This is a genomic window from Achromobacter sp. UMC71, assembly GCF_014170305.1.
Lineage (GTDB): Bacteria > Pseudomonadota > Gammaproteobacteria > Burkholderiales > Burkholderiaceae_B > Achromobacter.
This window is the reverse complement of the sequence record NZ_LZZT01000043.1, coordinates 1-16,461: the sequence shown is the minus strand read 5'-3', so window position 1 is coordinate 16,461 and position 16,461 is coordinate 1. Positions and strand designations below refer to the sequence as shown.

Sequence of the window (16,461 nt, the reverse complement as noted above, 5' to 3'; positions counted from 1 at the left end):
TGGGGAGTCGCCAAGCTGGTTAAGGCACCGGATTTTGATTCCGGCATGCGAAGGTTCGAATCCTTCCTCCCCAGCCAACCGAATACATAAAAAAGCTGTTGAACACGCCTGTAAGACACTGGCCCGGGTTCAGCAGCTTTTTTATTTTCCGGTCCGCAGGTTCTCGCATCATCTCGTCAGTGTCTTAAACGACCATCGCATCATCCATCATGGCAAACGATAGCTTCATGATCTTCACGGGCACGGCCAATACTCGGCTGGCCGTGGACGTAGTCAACCACCTCGATATGTCCCTGGGCAAGATGACCGTCGGTCGCTTCTCCGACGGCGAGGTGATGGTCGAAATCAACGAGAACGTGCGTGGCAAGGACGTCTTCGTCCTGCAGCCCACCTGTGCGCCTACCAATGACAACCTGATGGAAATCATGGTCATGGTCGATGCCCTGCGCCGCGCCTCGGCCGGCCGCATCACCGCCGCGATTCCCTATTTTGGCTATGCCCGCCAAGACCGCCGCCCGCGTTCGGCGCGCGTGGCCATCTCGGCCAAGGTCGTGGCCAACATGCTGCAAGTGGCTGGCGTTGACCGTGTCCTGACCATGGACCTGCACGCCGACCAGATCCAGGGCTTCTTCGACATCCCCGTGGATAACATCTACGCCGGTCCGATCTTGCTGGGCGACATCTGGCGCCGCAATTTCTCGAACCTGGTCGTGGTGTCCCCTGACATCGGCGGCGTGGTCCGTGCCCGCGCGCTGGCCAAGCAGCTCGAAGCCGACCTGGCCATCATCGACAAGCGTCGTCCGCGCGCCAACGTGTCGGAAGTGATGAACATCATCGGTGAAGTCGACGGCCGCACTTGCATCATCATGGACGACATGGTCGACACCGCCGGCACGCTGTGCAAGGCGGCCCAGGCCCTGAAAGACCGCGGCGCCGGCGCCGTTTACGCCTATTGCACGCACCCCGTGCTGTCGGGCGGCGCCATCGACCGCATCGAAGCGTCGGAACTGGACGAACTGGTCGTCACCGACACCATTCCGCTCTCCGAGCAAGGCCAGGCCAGCGGCAAGATCCGCCAGCTGTCGTGCGCCGCGCTGTTGGGCGAGACCATCCTGCGTATCTCGAACGCGGAATCGGTCAGCTCGCTGTTCGTCGACTGACGCCAAGGCGTCGGCCGGGCCTTGCGCCCATCCCGTTTTTTTTGTGTCTTGCTGGTCGCGGCAAGACACAAGCAACACGGCGCACCTGTTGTGCGCCGTGCTTTAACCGGCGAAGTTTCTTCGCTATTTTTTGTTTTTGGAGTTTTCCATGAAATTTATCGCCACTGCGCGTAGCGTCCAGGGTTCGAGTGCGAGCCGCCGCCTGCGCCGCGCGGGCCGCGTTCCCGCCATTGTCTATGGTGGTACGGCTGCCCCTCTGAACATCGAACTCGACCACAACGAGATCTATCACGCGCTGCGCAAGGAAGAATTCCACGCATCGATCCTGCAAATGCAGCTCGAAGGCGCCGCTGAAGAACAAGTTCTGCTGCGTTCGGTTCAATGGCACGCCTACAAGCCGCAAGTCCTGCACGTGGACTTCCAGCGCGTGGACGCCAACCAAGCCCTGCGCACCAAGGTGCCGCTGCACTTCATCAACGCTGAAGTCTCGCCGGCCGTCAAGCTGTCGGGCGCCATCATCAGCCACGTGACGACCGAACTGGAAGTGACCTGCCTGCCGGCAGCGCTGCCCCAGTTCATCGAAGTCGACCTGACCAACATCCTGGCTGGCGCTTCGATCCACCTGGCCGACATCAAGCTGCCGATGGGCGTGACCTACGTGCCCCACGGCGCTGACGCCAACCCGCTGCTGGCTGCCGCTGTCGTCAAGGGCGGCGCCGCCGCTGACGACGCCGACGAAGCCGCTCCGGCTGCCCCGGCCGCCTAAGCCCTGCCGGAAAGCTCCGGCTTTCCTGCGGCTTGTGCCCGAAACCCTGCGTGTGCATTTGCATGCGCAGGGTTTTTTGGTTTAAACACCCCCCATCATGTCTATTCCCATACGCCTCATCGTGGGATTGGGTAACCCCGGTCCCGACTACGAAACCACCCGGCACAATGCCGGCTTCTGGCTGGCCGACCATCTGGCGGACGATCTGCGCGCTTCTTTTGCGCTGGAGAAATCCTTCTTCGGCATGGTGGCCAAATCCCGCCTGGGGGCCGACAACGTCCTGCTGCTCAAGCCCAACACCTACATGAACCGTTCCGGCCAGGCGGTCGGGGCGCTGGCGCGCTTTTACAAGCTGGTGCCCGAGCAGGTGCTGGTGCTGCATGACGAACTGGACCTGATGCCGGGGCAGGTGAAACTCAAGCAAGGCGGCGGCCACGCCGGCCACAACGGCCTGAAAGACATCCAGGCCGCGCTGGGCAGTCCGAATTTCTGGCGCCTGCGCATCGGCATCGGCCATCCGCGCACGCTGGGCCTGGCCCAGCAGGTCGCTGATTTCGTGCTGCACCCGCCGCGCCGCGAAGAACAGAAAGAGATCGAGGCCGTCATCGATCGTTGCCGCGCCGTCGTGCCGGCCATGCTGGCGGGCGACTTTCCGCTGGCGACCCGCCAATTGCACACCGGCAACGACGCCTGATGGATAGCAGCCCGGCTTCCCAGCCTGTCCGCAAGCCGCGTTTTCGCAGCGAGCTGGCGGACTTCTGGCGCTTTGTGCGTCATCCGCATCCCGTGCGGCGCCTGCCCGGGCGCACGGCGGCGATCGGCTGGGTCTCGGACTGGTGGCCTGGCGTCAGCCCCGGGCGCATCCTGGCCTGGGCGGGCGTGCTGTGGCTGATCAACCTGTTCGCCTTGGGGCCGCTGGCCGTCGCCGCGGCCGGGGCGGGTGGCGTCACCCATCGGCTGGACCCGGCCAATATCCCTTGGCTGACCGCAATCATCTGGGCGCCGCTGGTCGAGGAAATGCTGTTCCGCTACGGCCTGCGCCGCCCCAAGCAGGCGCTATGGTTCTGCCCCGCGCTGCTGCCGGTGGTGCTGTACGGGCCACGCATCTGGACCGGCTTGCTGCTGGCCGCCTTCGTGCTGCTGGTGTGCTGGTCGCTGCGCCTCAGGCCTGAACCGCTCAAAGGCTGGAACACCGCCTGGCGACGCCACTACCTGAAGCATTTCGGCTGGGTGTTCCACCTGGTGGCGCTGACCTTCGCCGCCGTGCACCTGACCAACTTCATCTTCAAGGACACGCCGTTCTGGTTGTTGCCGCTGCTGGTGCTGCCGCAGTGGGTTACGGGCCTGGTGCTGGGCTGGATCCGCGTGCGCCGCGGCATTGGCGCCGCGATCGCGCTGCACGCCACCTTTAACGCTGGCCCCATTTTGTTGATCTGGGCGGTAATGCGCTGGCTGCCTGCCGCCGCGCAGTGACCGCGGCGGCGCTCCATGCCGCCTGTCCGCGCTGTCCCCGCCACCGGCCGGCGGTGCCTGCCCTTTCGCCGTGTCGTAGCCCCCGGCGGGGTAAACTAGAACGTTAACGCTCAATACCGTACTTACACAGGATTCCCATGGCTCTGCAATGCGGCATCGTCGGCCTGCCCAACGTCGGCAAATCGACACTCTTCAATGCTCTGACCCGCGCCGGCATCGCCGCCGAGAACTATCCGTTCTGCACCATCGAACCCAACGTCGGCGTGGTCGAGGTGCCGGATCCGCGTCTGCAGAAGCTGGCTGAAATCGTCAAGCCCGAACGCATCCTGTCGGCCACGGTCGAATTCGTGGACATCGCCGGCCTGGTGGCCGGCGCCAGCAAGGGCGAAGGCCTGGGCAACCAGTTCCTCTCGCACATCCGCGAAACCGACGCCATCGTCAACGTGGTGCGCTGCTTCGAAGACCCCAACGTGATCCACGTGGCCGGCAAGGTCGACCCCATCGCCGACATCGAAGTCATCGAAACCGAACTGGCCCTGGCCGACCTGCAAACCGCCGAAAAGGCCCTGCAACGCCACCAGAAAACCGCCCGTTCCGGCGACAAGGAGTCGCAGCGCATCGTGGCCGTGCTGGAAAAATGCGTGGCCCAGCTGAACGAAGCCAAGCCGATCCGCGCGTTGGACCTGACCACGGAAGAGCACGCCGACATCGCCCAGCTGTGCTTTATCACCGCCAAGCGCGCGATGTACGTGGGCAACGTGGCCGACGACGGTTTCACCAACAACCCGCTGCTGGACCGCCTGACCGAATTCGCCGCCGCCCGCAACGCGCCGGTCGTGGCCATCTGCGCCGCCATCGAATCGGAAATCGTTGATCTGGACGACGCCGACCGCCAAGCCTTCTTGTCCGACATGGGCATGGAAGAACCGGGCTTGAACCGCCTGATCCGCGCCGCCTTCAAGCTGCTGGGCCTGCAAACCTACTTCACCGCCGGCGTGAAGGAAGTGCGCGCCTGGACCGTCGCCATCGGCGCCACCGCGCCGCAAGCCGCGGGCGTGATTCACACCGACTTCGAGCGCGGCTTCATTCGCGCGCAGACCATCGCGTACGAAGACTACATTGCCTACAAGGGCGAGCAGGGCGCCAAGGAAGCGGGCAAGATGCGCGCGGAAGGCAAGGAATACATCGTGCAGGATGGCGATGTGATGAATTTCTTGTTCAACGTCTGATCGGCCGCGCCGTTGTCGGGCCTTCCATGAATGCCCGGCGGTGCGCTACCTTTCAACAAGAAAGCCGCATGGTCATGCGGCCTTTTTTTTGACGCGGGATTATTCGCCACATGTCGTGCAGTGCATCGGCGTGTGATCGCCCCGGAAATTGCGAGGACTATCCTCGCACTCGTACAAGACCCGCCCGAGCGCCGCGCCCGCTCAAGCGTTCTTGTCCCCCGCCCCGCGCAGGAAATTCTCTTCCAGCACGCTCAACACCCGATTCAGCGTATCGATATCCGTGGCCGACAAGCCCTTGAGCGACTCATCAAAAAACGCCGCCCGCTTGGGCAGCGCTTCATCAACCACCGCCTGCCCGGCCGGGGTCAGCCGCGCATTGGTCAGCCGGTTGTCGTTGGCATCGACCGCGCGGGAGATCCAGCCCAGTTTCTGCATGGCCTGCAACTGACGCGTGAGGGATGCCGGGTCGAGCCGGCAGCGTTCGGCCAGGTGTTTTTGCGAACACTGCCCGCATTCATGCAGCGCCAGGAGAATGCGCCAGCGCGGTAGCGCGTGGCCGACCTTGGCGCTGAAGGCGCTTTGCATCACGCGGTAGGTCTGGCCCATGTGCTGGATGACTTGCAGGCCTTGCTGTTGTTTTGGCAAAAGCTACTCTCCGACGCCGGCGGGCTCCGGTTTGGGAGCGCGCGCCAATTGCACCAGGGGGACGCGCCGCACGCACCACAGCGCCAGCACCGCGACCGCCAGGGCGATGAGCTGCCCCTCGTGGATGGCGCTGACCAGCGCCACGCGCGCGATCTCGATCAGCGACGCTCCATCCTGGCCTTGATGCGCCAATTGTGCCAGGAACTGCGTCTGGGCCGCCGGATTGACCAGCATCTGCGGGTCGTCCAGTTGTGGCAGCCACTGGGCCGACGTGCCCCGCAGCGTGGATTCCACGCCGCTGAAGTAGCTGTGATTGACCATGGTGCCGACGACCGCAGTGCCGAGCATGCCGCCGATCATGCGCAGCGACTGCAACAGCGCGGTGGCGATACCCAGGTGGGTGCGGCCGGCGGTCTGCTGGGCGAAGACGGTGAGGTTGGGCATGATGAAGCCCATGCCCAGGCCGGCCATCATCATGTAGGCGGCGATGAGGCCGTGCGAGGTGTAGTTGTGGGTGGTGACGATGCCCAGACAGGACGCGGCCATCAGGATGAAGCCGGCGTACAGCATGCGGTTGGGGTTGCGGATGCGGGTGATGATGCGGCCGTTGACGATGCTGCCCACGGTGATGAAAACCACCAGCGGCGTGATCAGCAGGCCGGCGTCCTGCGGCGACAGGCCGAAGCCGCCTTGCAGCAGCAGGGGGGCGTAGAACAGCAGCGAATACATGGTCACGCCGACCAGCAGCGCCAGGGTGAACAGCATGGCCAGGCCGCGGTTGCGGAACATGTCCAGGGGCAGTAGCGGATGCGGGCAACGGCGTTCCCACCAGAAGAGCAGGCCGAATGCGGCGACGCTGCCGGCGCCCAGCAGGGCGATGGTGAGGCTGGCGCCCTCCTTGGGCAGCAGTTCGACCAGCAGTTGCAGGCCGCCCAGCGCGGCGGCGATCAGCAGGGCGCCTTGCCAGTCCAGCCGGACCTTGCCGGCGGTGTGGTTGCGCAGGTGGGGCAGGTAGCGCGCCACGAAGAACACGCCGAGGATGCCGATGGGCAGGTTGACGTAGAACACCGAGCGCCAGCCGTAGTGCTCGGTCAGCGCGCCGCCCAGCGACGGGCCGACGGCGTTGGCGATGCCGAAAGCGGAACTGAGCATGACCTGCCAGCGCAGGCGCACGTGGGGATCGGGGAACAGGTCGGGGATGGACGCGAAGGCCGTACCCACCAGCATGCCGCCGCCGATGCCTTGCAAGGCCCGCGCCAGCACCAGGGTGAGCATGCTGTCGGCCGCGCCGCACAGCACCGAGGCCAGGGTGAACAGCACGATGGCCGCGACGACGAAGGGCTTGCGGCCGTAGTAGTCGCCCAGCCGGCCGAAGATCGGCACGGTGATGACGGAGGTCAGCAGGTACGAGGTCGCCACCCACGCGTACAGCTCGAAACCCTTGAGTTCGGCCACGATGGTGGGTAGCGCGGTGCCCACCACGGTCTGGTCGATGGCCACCATCATCATGACGAAGCACATGCCCAGCATGGCAAGCAGGGTCTGCCGGAAGGGAAGCACCTGGCCGGGCGAATACGGGGTGCTGGGGTTGGGGGCGGGCATTGTTGGATATGTCAATGATTGATGGATCAATAATTCTAGTCCTACAATCCCGCAGACAGAAAGCCGTCAGTTTCGCGGCCGGCGCGCAGGCGGGCCCGATTTGTTACGATAGCGGGTATCTGCACGCAGGCCATGCCGGCGTCTTCAGCAAATCTTTCCTTCGGCAGCCCCACTTTCAGGCGACCCGGCCCCAGGCCAGGCGCATGCGGCGGCATGCCATGGAAGGCAGACAGATCAGGATGCCGGGCGGTTTCGCCAGGGCAAAGCGTCATCTCCGCGCCCGGCGCGGCGGGTGGCATTCAAGGATTACCAGTCGAGGGTCCGACGGGGCGGCAATGAAAACGTGGTTCAAGCGCATTCTGATAGGCCTGGTGGTGTTGGTTGTCGTGGCCGTCGTTGGCCTGGCCATCTTTTTGCTGACGTTCGACCCCAACGCGTACAAGTACAAGCTCGAAGAGCTCGTCCAGGAACGCTATCACCGCACGCTCACGATCGACGGCGAAATCGAGCTGTCGCTGTTCCCCCGCATCGGCCTGTCGGTGCAGGGCGTGTCGCTGTCCGAAGCCAATAGCACCGAGAATTTCGCCTCCATCGAAAGCACCCGGCTGGCGGTGGCCGTATGGCCGCTCCTGTCCAACAGCTTCGTGGTGGACCATGTGGCCATCAGCGGCTTCAAGGCCCGGGTGGTGCGCGGCAAGGACGGCCAGTTCAATTTCAGCAATCTGGTCGGCGGCACAGCGCCGGTGGTGGCAACGCCCGCCAATCCGGCCGAGGCCCTTGCCGGCGCGGCCCAGACCGCGGCCCAGGCGCTGACTACCGGCGCCTCGCCGGCGGCGCGCAACAACATGCAGATCGACATCGCCGGCCTGGATCTGAAAGACGGCGAAGTCCTGCTGCAGGACGAAATGTCGGGCATGGCGGTGGCCGTCACCAAGATCAACGCCAATACCGGCCGCGTCACGTTCAACCAGCCGTTCGACGTGCGCCTGACGGCCCGCGTCGAGGGCGGCAATCCGCGTATCGACGCCAACCTGACGGGTCAGGCGCTCTTGACGCTGGACCCCTCGGCCAAGCGCTATGCGGCCCAAAAGCTGGATCTGCGCATGGACGGCAAGCTCCCGGGCGCCGAGGCCAAGAGCCTGGCGATGCGCGGCAACCTGGCGTTCAACGGCCAGAAGTCGGCGCTGGACGTGGCCGGCCTGGAACTGGTGTTCCAGGGCGACATCACCGATCCGGCCGCTCGCGCCACCGGCGTCGAAGCCAGCGTGGCGATGCCCAAGCTGTCGATCGACCCGCACAAGAGCCAGTTGCAGATCGAAAAGCTGGCGGTGCGCGCCAAGGGCGGCGTGGCCGATGGCCCGTTTGAATTCGCGGTGGATGCGCCGGCGCTGAACATTTCGCCCGCGCAGGCCACCGGCGAGGCCTTGACCGGCCGCGTGCGCATCAGCGGGCTGGATGCCAGCTTCGGCCTGAATGGCATCAGCGGCAATGCGACCGAGCTGGACATCAAGGAAGCCAAGCTGGACAGCACGTCCAAGAACGGCGAACGCATCGTCAAGCTGAACTTCGCCTCGCCGCTGTCGCTGAACTTGCTGCAGCGCAGGGGCGGCCTGTCGGGCCTGCGCGGCGATGTGAACATCACCGATCCGGGCTTGCCCAAGGGCAACCTGCAGATCCCCGTGATCGGCAGCCTGAATGTGGACCTGTTGAAAGACCAGGCCAACAGCAAGATCAACGCGGTGCTGGAAGGCGGCAAGTTCGACCTGAGCGCCGACATCACCAAGCTCAGCGATGCGCCGCAGGTCAATTTCGCGCTGGCGGTGGATACGCTGGATCTGGACAAGCTGGTGCCGCCGGTCGCGGCCGTGCCCGCCAAGCCGCCCGCCGACGGCAAGAAAGACGAAAACAAGCCCGCCCAGCCGGCGCCTGCCGCGCCCGCGGACGACTCGATCAACCTGTCGGCCCTGGTCGGCCCCAGCGTGAACGGCACGCTCAAGGTCGGCAAGCTGGTGGTGCGCGGCCTGAAGGCCGACGACGTCGCCGCCGCGGTCAAGCTGGAACGCGGCAAGCTCGATATCTCCAGTCTCACCGCCGGGCTGTACGGCGGCAAGCTGGCCGGCGCGTTGTCGGTGGACGCGGCGCAGGGCAATCAGCTGGCCACCAAGATGTCGCTGGCGGGCATCGCCATCGAACCGCTGCTGATGGACCTGGCGCAGAAGAACGTGCTGTCCGGCACGGGCAGCCTGGCGCTGGACCTGAAGACCGGCGGCGCCAATACCTACGCCATGAAGAGCAACCTGGGCGGCACGCTGCAGGTGCGTCTGCGCGATGGTGCGGTCAAGGGCATCAACCTGACCCAGACGCTGCGCGACCTGAAGGCCGTGCTCAAGCCGGAGTCGCAGGACACGACCGTGGCCGCCGACACCAGCAAGCAGACCGCCTTCTCGGAAATGGACGCCGACCTGGCCTTCACCAAGGGCGTGGCCAGCGTGAAGCGCCTGAACGTCGTGTCGCCGCTGTTGCGCGTGACGCAGGGCGAACCGGCCACCATCGACTTCGTCAAGAACGAACTGGACCTGGTGGCGCGCGCCCGGGTGGTCAACCCGGCCGCCGACCCCGAAGGCCGGGAACTGATCGACCTGAAGGACGTGACCATTCCCGTGCACGTGAAGGGGCCGTTCGACAAGCCCACCTACACGCTGCTCTGGAAAGACGCCATCGGCGGCATCCTCAAGCGCAGCCTGGAAAACAAGCTGCGCGAGGCCGTGACCGGCAAGGGTAAGGGCGGCGCGGCGGTGGACAAAGCTCTGAAGGGCCTGCTCGGCAAATGAGCGCCGACGCCGTCTTCCAGCCTATCGCCCAGTGCGGCCATACGGCGCAGCCCGAGGCCGCCGCCTATCACCGCCAGTGGCTGGTGGCGAACGATTCGGGCCAGTGGCTGAATCGCGAGCTGTGCCCGCGCCTGGCCGAGGTGACGGTGGAATTGCGGCTGGGCTACCTGGTGCTGCGCGCGCCGGGCATGCTGCGCATGGACATCCCGCTGGACGTCATCGAAGACGACGATAGCGTGCGCTACAGCATGAAGGTGGGCGAGCAGATCATCGACGTGGTCGACGAAGGCGAGCTGGCCGCGGCCTGGATCTCGAATTTCGTGCAGGTGCCGTGCCGCATCCTGAAGGTGCATCCGGACACGCCCGTGTCCGTCTGGCCGGCCTGAGCGGTCGGCGGCGCCGCGCGGGCCACGGGGCCTCGCGCGGCGCGTCTTTGAAGCCGTCTTGGAATGCCCTACTGCGCAGTCTGCTTGCGCTTGTACTCGAACGCGGTGTGGGCCAGCAGGCCTGCCACCAGGCCCCAGAAGGCCGACCCGATACCCCAGAAACTGAAGCCCGAGGCCGTGGCCAGCAGCGTGATGAGCGCGGCTTCGCGCCGCTGCGGGTTGGCCATGGCTGCGGCCATGCCGCCCATGATGGTGCCCAGCAGCGCCAGGCCGGCCAGCGCGGCCAGCAGGGCCGCGGGTAGCGCCTGGAAGAACACGGCGACCGCGCCGGCCACGATGCTCAGCGCGAAATAGCCGATGCCGTAGGTGGCGGCGGCGATGTAGCGCTTGGACGGATCGGCGTGCGCCTCGGGCCCTGTGCAGATGGCGGCGCTGATGGCGCCCAGGGTGACGCTATGGGCGCCAAACGGGGCCGCCAGCAGGCCCAGGAAGCCGGTGGCGGCGACCAGGCGCGAGGCCGGGGGGCGGTAGCCCGCGGCTTGCAGGATCGCCAGGCCGGGCAGGTTCTGCGAGGCCATGGCCACCACGAACAGCGGGATGCCCAGGCTGACCGCGGCCTGCGCGCTGAATACGGGCGTGGTCCAGACGAATTCGGTCAGGTGCCAGTCCAGCTGGTCGACTTGCAGTAGGCCCAGGCCGGCGGCCATGGCGACGGCCACGACCATCACCACCAGCACGGCGTAGCGGGGCGCCCAGCGCCGGCAGATCAGATAGGCGGCGCACATGGTCAGGACCAGCGCAGGTTGCTTGCTGATGTTGGTGAAGACCCCCATGCCGAAGTTGAGCAGCACGCCGGCCAGCATGGCGGCGGCGACTTCGCCGGGGATGCGGCGCAGGATGGGGTCGATCCAGCCGAACAGGCCGCAGGCCAGGGTCAGCGCGGCGGCCAGCACGAAGGCGCCAATGGCCTCGGGAAAGGGCACGCCGGCCAGCGCGGTGACCAGCAAGGCGGCGCCAGGGGTGGACCAGGCCATGACGATGGGCAGGCCCGTGCGCAGGCTGTAGGCCGCGCCGCCGAAGCCCAGCACCAGGCTGAGCGAACCGATCCAGGAACCGATGCGGGCGGCGTCCAGGCCGGCTGCGTGGCCGGCCTGCACCATCAGCACCGCGGTGCCGCCGAAGCTGACCAGCACGGCGACCAGGCCAGCCGCGATGGCGGAAGCAGACAGGTCGCGGCGGGCGTGGGGGCGGGAGTTGGGGGGATTGAAGCCAGGTTGCGCGGCGTCGCTCATGCGGCACCGGTCAAGCGACGGTACTTGGCCATGAGTTGTTCCTGGCCTTCGTTCCATTGCGGGTGCAGCTCGATGCATTCCACCGGGCAGACCACTTTGCACTGGGGCTCGTCGTGGTGGCCGACGCATTCCGTGCAGCGGTCAGGGTCGATGACGTAGTAGTCCTCGCCCATGGAAATTGCGTCGTTCGGGCACTGGGGCTCGCAAACGTCGCAATTGATGCATTCTTCGGTGATGGTCAGAGCCATGATGGATGGGCAGTGGAATCAGGCGGGGGGCGCAGCCATTGTACTGCCGGCCTTGAGCGGCGCCCGGACAAGCCCCTGGCGCCGTCCTGCCATTAGCCCGATGGGGACGGGTTCCCGCGGATTTGCGGCCGCAAAAGCGCAAGAAGAGCGCACGAGGCGCTCTTCGGGGGATTCGGCGGCGGGGGGAGCCCGCGAGGTCAGCCCGGCCAGGACTGCTCGCGGCGTTCCTTGGCTTTTTCCTGCAGCCAGCGTTCGACCGAGGGAAACACGAACTTGCTGACGTCGCCGCCCAACTGGGCGATTTCGCGCACGATGGTGCCCGAGATGAACTGGTATTGATCCGACGGCGTCATGAACAGGGTTTCGACGTCGGGCAGCAGATGGCGGTTCATGCCGGCCATCTGGAATTCGTATTCGAAGTCGGACACGGCGCGCAGGCCGCGCACGATGACGCGGCCGCCCTGGTCGCGCACGAAGTCCTTGAGCAGGCCGCCGAAGCTTTGCACTTCCACGTTGGGATAGTGTCCCAGCACTTCGCGCGCGATGTCCACGCGCTCGTCGATGCTGAAGAAGGGCTTCTTGTTGCGGCTATGGGCGATACCGACCACGACTTTGTCGAAAAGCGTGGCGGCACGGCGGACCAGGTCTTCGTGGCCTCTGGTCAGCGGGTCGAAAGTGCCGGGGTAAACAGCGATGATCATGCGAGCTCCGTACCGTTATTAGTGGTGTACACCATCCTCCGAAGCTCGGATTATTGACCTATTTGCGCAATGCAGCAAATTTCAGCAGATGGTAGTGGACCGCCCCGGCCTTGTCCTGGCGCAATAACTCGAATCCGTCGGGGGCGTCGATGGCGGTTTCGGCCTCGACATAGACCAGCCCGTCTTCGGCCAGGATGCCCGGCAGGATCGGCCACAGGCGCGGCAGCCAGCCTTGTCCGAACGGCGGATCCAGAAGAATGAGGTCAAATCGGGACGCATCCATTCTTTCGGCGACCTGCATCGCATCGCCCACGTGGATGCGTATCATGTCGGCTTTGAGCTTGTCGCGCAGTGTCCGCAGCGCGGACGCGGCGGTCTTGTCCCGTTCGACCATCTGCACATGCGCCACGCCGCGCGAGGCCGCTTCGAACCCCAGGGCCCCGCTGCCAGCGAACAGATCCAGCACCTGCTTGTCGGCGAATTCGCCGCCCCACAGGTGATTGAGCCAGTTGAACAGCGTTTCCCGCACCCGGTCGGGCGTCGGACGGAGCGTTTCCACGTCGGGCACGGCGATAGGGGTGCGCCGGTATTGGCCCCCAACGATACGAATATACTTGTTACCCATGTTTAGCCGCTTCTTCAAGAAAAAATCCCCTCCGCCCGCCGCGCCGGCCCAGCCCGCGCCGCCGCCAGAGGGCGTGGATGCCGCGCCCGGCCCGCAAGCCGGCGTCGAGACGCCCGCCGCACCCGTTCAATCCCCCGCTCCGCTACGCGAATTCTCGCCGGCCGCGCCGCCCGAGCTGACGCTGCCAGTTCCGGCCGCGTCGGTGCCCGCGCCGGCGCCTGCCAGCGTGCCGCAACCGCAACCTGCCTCGGTGCCTCAGCCTGCCGCGCCACAACCGGCTGCGCCGGCTGCCGCTGAGCAGGTCGTTACCGCGCCGGCGGCCACGGCTCCTGCTGTTGCCCCCGCGCCTGTTGCCGCTACGCCTGTTGCCGCTACGCCAGGCGCAACCGCGCCTGCCGCAGTCACGCCGAGCCCAGCAATCACGCCGCTGGTTGCGGCGCCTGCCACGCCGGCCCCGGCCGCCGTTCCTGCCCCGGCCCCGGCGCCCGAACCCGCGCCCAAGAAGGCGTCGTGGCTGTCGCGCCTGAAGCAGGGCCTGTCGCGTACCGGCCAAAGCATTGGCGGCATTTTCGTTGGCGTCAAGGTCGACGAAAACCTGTTCGAGGAACTCGAATCGGCGCTCATTATGGCCGATGCCGGGCTGGAGGCCACCGAGAAGCTGCTGACCGCGCTGCGCGCGCGGGTCAAGAAAGAACGTATCGAAGACCCGGCCCAGGTCAAGGCGGCGCTGCGCCAGCTGCTGGCCGATCATCTGCGCCCGCTGGAGCGCGCCTTCGATCTGAAGCAGGCCAAGACGCTGGTGGTGATGATCGCGGGTGTGAACGGCGCGGGCAAGACCACGTCGATCGGCAAGCTGGCGCATACGTTCCAGCGCCAGGGCGCCAGCGTGCTGCTGGCCGCGGGTGACACCTTCCGCGCCGCGGCGCGCGAGCAACTGGTCGAATGGGGCAGCCGCAATAACGTCACCGTGATCTCGCAGGACGGCGGCGATCCGGCCGCGGTGGCGTTCGACGCCGTCAATGCCGGCCGCGCGCGCGGCATGGGCGTGGTGATGGTGGATACGGCGGGCCGCTTGCCGACCCAGCTGCACCTGATGGAAGAACTGAAGAAGATCCGCCGCGTCATCGGCAAGGCCGACGCGTCGGCGCCGCACGAGGTGCTGCTGGTGGTGGACGGCAATACCGGCCAGAACGCGCTGGCGCAGATCCGCGCGTTCGATGCCGCCATCAATCTGACGGGTCTGGTCGTGACCAAGCTGGACGGCACCGCCAAGGGCGGCACGCTGGCGGCGGTGGCGGCGGGCAGCCAGGGCGTGCGCCCGATTCCGGTGTACTGGATCGGCGTGGGCGAAAGCCTGGAAGACCTGCAGCCGTTCGTGGCGGATGAGTTCGCCGGGGCCTTGCTGGCCGACTGACCGATCGGAAGGCCGCCGCGTTCGGCGGCGGAAAATACCGCGCCCCACGTTTCCTATGCCGGATACGTGGGGCGCGGTGTTTTGAGGCTTGACTGGCTAGCGCATTGCCGCGCGCCAGGACCGGGGGCCGCAGGGGCCGGTGGCCCCCGCTGAAGGACCAGGCCTTATTTCCAGAAAGGCTTGCTGGTTGCCAGGTCGTCGAAGGCCCGTTGCGCATCGAGCGCCAGTTCTTCCAGGCGTGCGCTGATCCAGCCCAGCGCGAACCAGGCTTGCGGATGCGTGGCCGTACACGCTTCGTAGTAGTCCTTGGCGACGGCCAAGTCGTTGATTTCGCCCAGGATGTCCTGCACGCGCGACAGCAGCTTGCGGTAGCCGCGCAGCTTGGCCGCGGGCAGCAGGGATTCAGCGAAGGCCAGGCTATAGCGCAGGCGCTTGCCGCGCTTGCGCAGTTCGTGGCGGGTGGGAATGTCGAGCGCGGCGAACTGGGTACCCTGGTCGGCCACTTTGCTGTGCCAGCGGTGCAGGCGCCGCGCCAGCTGCTTGTGCAGCTGCTGCGGATCAGGTTCCGGCGCCAGCATGGGGATGATGGTGGGCTTGACGCTGGGGCCGGCAACGCCGCCCTGCAGGCGGATGGCGGGCTCGGGAGCGGCATCGCTGGGCACGCCGTTGGCCACGGCAATGCCGTCGGCCGTGGGCACAGGCGGGGGCACGTCCAGGCTCCATTCCAGCAATTCCAGCAGCCAGGCCTGGAAGGCCTTGCCGCCGGCGATGGCGCGGGCGTCCTGTTCGGGCGGGGCGGCTTCCATGGGAATGACGGGCATGCCGGCGCGCATCAGCGCGGGGGCAACGGTTTCGTTCAGCACGTCCTGGTCACGGTTGGCGCCGAAGGCGGCGAAGTGCGTGCGCACGCCTTGCAGCAGGGAGTCGGGCACGGGCGCGATCCAGCCGTCGAACAGTTTCCAGGCCGAACGCAGGCGGCGGATGCCGACGCGCAACTGGTGGACGTGTTCGGAGTTGCCGGCGCGGTAGACGCCTTCGGTGTCGACTTCGGCCAGCACGGCGGCGTTGCGCGCGATCTGGTCCAGGCATTCGGCGGCAATGCGGCCCATAGCCTGGGGCGCGGTCATGTCGTCGCGCAGTTTGACGGACGCGGCGCCGCGCGGGGCCCAGAACTGGGCGATGGCCTGGGCGCGGCGGGCTTCGAGGTCGTCGCCGGGAATGGCGTCGACGTCGGCCAGGCGCTGGGCCAGTTGCGCCAGGGCATCGCCGCGCTCGGATTTGCTGCGCGGGTCGGCTACCAGGGCATGGCGCTGCTGCCAGCCGCGCGCGACGGCGAAGATGGCGGTGGGGCGGCCGGAGACGAGTTCGAATTCGAGTTCGGAGATGGGCAGTTCAAGCGCACCGGCGCGCAGGATGCCGGTGTCGTAGGCGAGTTCGACGGTGCCGTGGCGGGTGCGGACTTTGCGCAGCATGCGCTGGACGTCGGTTTCGTAGCGCAGGCCGAGTTCGCCCTTGATGGCGGACAGGGCGGCTTCGACTTCGGTACCGGCATAGACGGACAGGTCGAGGACGGGGCCGGGTCTGGGGTGGTTCAGTTCGATGCGGGTGATGGCGTTGATGCCGGGCATCTTGAGGGTCTGGACCCAGTCGCGGCCTTCCTGGCGCAGGCGGATGGCGATGCGGGCCTTGGCCAGTTCACGGTCCGGGGTGTCGAAGTACATGGCGTGCAAGCGGATGCGGGTCGCTTCACGTTGCTTGACCTCTCGAAGCACGGCCTGGCGGGAAGCCGTGGGCACGTGCAGTTTCAATTCCTGTTCCGACATGGCGGGGGTGTCCGACGGCAAAAGCCGAGATCTTAGTCAATCGGAGGGGGTTATTTGATGACGGGTCATATTTTGTTCACATTGAGCTTAGACGGGGTTGCGGTGCGTCAACAAGGGGGTGGTTGCTTGTTGGTGGGAGGGGGTTCTTGAGCCGCGCGTGACGGGGCAGGCGGGTGAGGGCGGGGCTACGATTGCGGTCCGGAGCCTTCGCTCCGGACTGCCCCGTTGTCATCCTCGTCCGCCTTCGGCTCCCTTCGGATTCCCTC

General features: G+C 66.3%; 15 protein-coding genes and 1 tRNA gene. 9 read left to right on the top strand and 7 right to left on the bottom strand.

Going from position 1 to position 16,461, the window contains the following annotated elements:
* From A9974_RS20585 to ychF, 6 genes are all read left to right on the top strand, one after another.
* A tRNA-Gln gene (locus A9974_RS20585) sits at nt 1-77 on the top strand.
* Nucleotides 78-209: 132 nt separating this feature from the next.
* Nucleotides 210-1,160: a ribose-phosphate pyrophosphokinase gene (locus A9974_RS20580; protein WP_006227587.1), complete on the top strand. Its 951-nt coding sequence runs from the start codon at nt 210-212 to the stop codon at nt 1,158-1,160.
* Between the two features lie 148 nt (nt 1,161-1,308).
* Nucleotides 1,309-1,926, top strand: coding sequence for a 50S ribosomal protein L25/general stress protein Ctc (locus A9974_RS20575; protein ID WP_183006030.1), 618 nt, complete (start codon nt 1,309-1,311; stop codon nt 1,924-1,926).
* Between the two features lie 97 nt (nt 1,927-2,023).
* Complete coding sequence (gene pth / locus A9974_RS20570) at nt 2,024-2,620, top strand: aminoacyl-tRNA hydrolase (RefSeq protein ID WP_183006029.1); 597 nt, start codon at nt 2,024-2,026, stop codon at nt 2,618-2,620.
* Nucleotides 2,617-3,399: a type II CAAX prenyl endopeptidase Rce1 family protein gene (locus A9974_RS20565; protein ID WP_370539664.1), complete on the top strand. Its 783-nt coding sequence runs from the start codon at nt 2,617-2,619 to the stop codon at nt 3,397-3,399. The genes pth and A9974_RS20565 overlap by 4 nt, the downstream gene beginning before the upstream one ends.
* A gap of 137 nt (nt 3,400-3,536) precedes the next feature.
* Nucleotides 3,537-4,628 carry a redox-regulated ATPase YchF gene (ychF, locus tag A9974_RS20560; protein WP_183006027.1) on the top strand — a complete coding sequence of 364 codons (1,092 nt, stop codon included), beginning with the start codon at nt 3,537-3,539 and terminating at the stop codon, nt 4,626-4,628.
* A 201-nt stretch (nt 4,629-4,829) separates the two neighbouring features.
* Here the strand turns inward: ychF and A9974_RS20555 are convergent, their stop codons facing one another.
* A complete protein-coding gene (locus A9974_RS20555) occupies nt 4,830-5,273 on the bottom strand; it encodes a MarR family winged helix-turn-helix transcriptional regulator (RefSeq protein WP_183006026.1) in 444 nt (147 codons plus the stop codon).
* 3 nt (nt 5,274-5,276) lie between these two features.
* The gene (locus A9974_RS20550; protein ID WP_183006025.1) at nt 5,277-6,875 is read right to left on the bottom strand and encodes an MDR family MFS transporter; all 1,599 of its coding nucleotides are present in this window, start codon (nt 6,873-6,875) and stop codon (nt 5,277-5,279) included.
* A 335-nt stretch (nt 6,876-7,210) separates the two neighbouring features.
* Between A9974_RS20550 and A9974_RS20545 the strand changes: the two genes are divergently transcribed.
* Both A9974_RS20545 and A9974_RS20540 read left to right on the top strand, forming a co-directional pair.
* Complete coding sequence (locus tag A9974_RS20545) at nt 7,211-9,706, top strand: AsmA family protein (RefSeq protein WP_183006024.1); 2,496 nt, start codon at nt 7,211-7,213, stop codon at nt 9,704-9,706.
* Nucleotides 9,703-10,092, top strand: a complete 390-nt coding sequence (locus A9974_RS20540) for an MOSC N-terminal beta barrel domain-containing protein (RefSeq protein ID WP_183006023.1) — start codon at nt 9,703-9,705, stop codon at nt 10,090-10,092. Before A9974_RS20545 ends, A9974_RS20540 begins: the two co-directional genes overlap by 4 nt.
* Nucleotides 10,093-10,160: 68 nt before the next feature.
* Here A9974_RS20540 and A9974_RS20535 read toward each other — a convergent pair whose 3' ends face one another.
* The 4 genes from A9974_RS20535 to rsmD form a co-directional block, all read right to left on the bottom strand.
* A complete protein-coding gene (locus tag A9974_RS20535; RefSeq protein ID WP_183006022.1) occupies nt 10,161-11,384 on the bottom strand; it encodes a benzoate/H(+) symporter BenE family transporter in 1,224 nt (407 codons plus the stop codon).
* A complete protein-coding gene (locus A9974_RS20530) occupies nt 11,381-11,632 on the bottom strand; it encodes a YfhL family 4Fe-4S dicluster ferredoxin (RefSeq protein WP_006391351.1) in 252 nt (83 codons plus the stop codon). The genes A9974_RS20535 and A9974_RS20530 overlap by 4 nt, the downstream gene beginning before the upstream one ends.
* A gap of 197 nt (nt 11,633-11,829) precedes the next feature.
* Nucleotides 11,830-12,333 carry a pantetheine-phosphate adenylyltransferase gene (gene coaD / locus A9974_RS20525; protein ID WP_006385942.1) on the bottom strand — a complete coding sequence of 168 codons (504 nt, stop codon included), beginning with the start codon at nt 12,331-12,333 and terminating at the stop codon, nt 11,830-11,832.
* Nucleotides 12,334-12,391: 58 nt separating this feature from the next.
* Nucleotides 12,392-12,958: a 16S rRNA (guanine(966)-N(2))-methyltransferase RsmD gene (rsmD, locus tag A9974_RS20520; protein WP_183006021.1), complete on the bottom strand. Its 567-nt coding sequence runs from the start codon at nt 12,956-12,958 to the stop codon at nt 12,392-12,394.
* Between rsmD and ftsY the strand changes: the two genes are divergently transcribed.
* Nucleotides 12,957-14,372 carry a signal recognition particle-docking protein FtsY gene (ftsY, locus tag A9974_RS20515; RefSeq protein WP_183006020.1) on the top strand — a complete coding sequence of 472 codons (1,416 nt, stop codon included), beginning with the start codon at nt 12,957-12,959 and terminating at the stop codon, nt 14,370-14,372. The genes rsmD and ftsY overlap by 2 nt on opposite strands.
* 164 nt (nt 14,373-14,536) lie before the next feature.
* Here the strand turns inward: ftsY and A9974_RS20510 are convergent, their stop codons facing one another.
* Complete coding sequence (locus A9974_RS20510) at nt 14,537-16,195, bottom strand: CYTH and CHAD domain-containing protein (RefSeq protein WP_183006019.1); 1,659 nt, start codon at nt 16,193-16,195, stop codon at nt 14,537-14,539.
* Between the last annotated feature and the right edge of the window lie 266 nt (nt 16,196-16,461).